Below are 1,004 nucleotides of genomic sequence, written 5' to 3'. Positions count from 1 at the left end.
TGATCTGACCCCAAAAGTTTGAACTTTTTAAGAAACCTTTCGAAACTCAACTGGACTTTTTCCGTTGAGTTTTATTTTTATCCGTTCATGATTGTAATAGTGGATATAGTCTGCTAATGCTTTTTTGAATTCTTCATAGTTTTTAAACGTAGTCATGTACAGAAATTCTGATTTCATTATGCCAAAAAAGCTTTCTATCACGGCATTATCTAAACAATTTCCTTTCCGTGACATACTTTGCTTGATTTCATAAGTTGCTAATAACTCTTGAAAACGTTGTATTTGATATAACCATCCTTGATCAGAATGAATGATTAAGTCATTTTTTTTCTGTAACTTTGTATACGTAAACGCCTTTTTAAAAGACTGTTGAACTAACTCAAAATTAGGTGATTTCGATACCTCATATCCAACAATTTCTCGACTGAATAAATCTAATACAGCTGAAATATAGACTTTTTGGCCATTCATTTTAAATTCCGTTACATCGGTTACCCATTTCTGATTTGGTTCAGTGGCTTCAAAATCGCGCTGGATTACATTCTCTGCAACATAGCCCACTGTCCCTTTATACGAGCGGTATTTTTTAGGGCGTACCGTCCCTTTTAAGCCCAACTCCTGCATCAATCGTTGAACCGTTTTATGGTTGATGAAAAATCCTTCATTACGGAGGGCTAAACAAATACGACGATAACCATAACGCCCCTTATGATGATGAAAAAGCGTCTGAATTCGTTCTTTGATCTCTTGATATTTATCTGGTTTTGTCCATTTTTGAAGGTGATAATAATACGTACTTTTCTTTAATTTTGCCACCTTTAATAGAGCTTGAAGAGGAAAATCCAGCCTTAGCTCATATACAGCTCTTACTTTTTCTTTGGTTTGAATGCATCCTTTTCTTGAGCTAAGGCTTTCAACTTTTTTAAATAGGCATTTTCCATACGTAAATATTCAATTTCTTCTTTTAACTCATCCATCGTTTTCTCATTTAAATCGTTCGCAGG

At 34.3% G+C, this 1,004-nt stretch carries 1 protein-coding gene; it reads right to left on the bottom strand.

Annotated features, from left to right (window positions below; all coding sequences use genetic code 11):
* Nucleotides 1-27: 27 nt before the first annotated feature.
* Nucleotides 28-951: an IS3 family transposase gene (locus AC3WOM_RS26675; RefSeq protein WP_492449209.1), complete on the bottom strand. Its 924-nt coding sequence runs from the start codon at nucleotides 949-951 to the stop codon at nucleotides 28-30.
* Nucleotides 952-1,004 lie beyond the last annotated feature (53 nt).

The sequence above is a fragment of the Lysinibacillus sp. FW301-JW8 genome (assembly GCF_058788755.1).
This window is presented reverse-complemented; position numbering and strand designations above follow the sequence as displayed.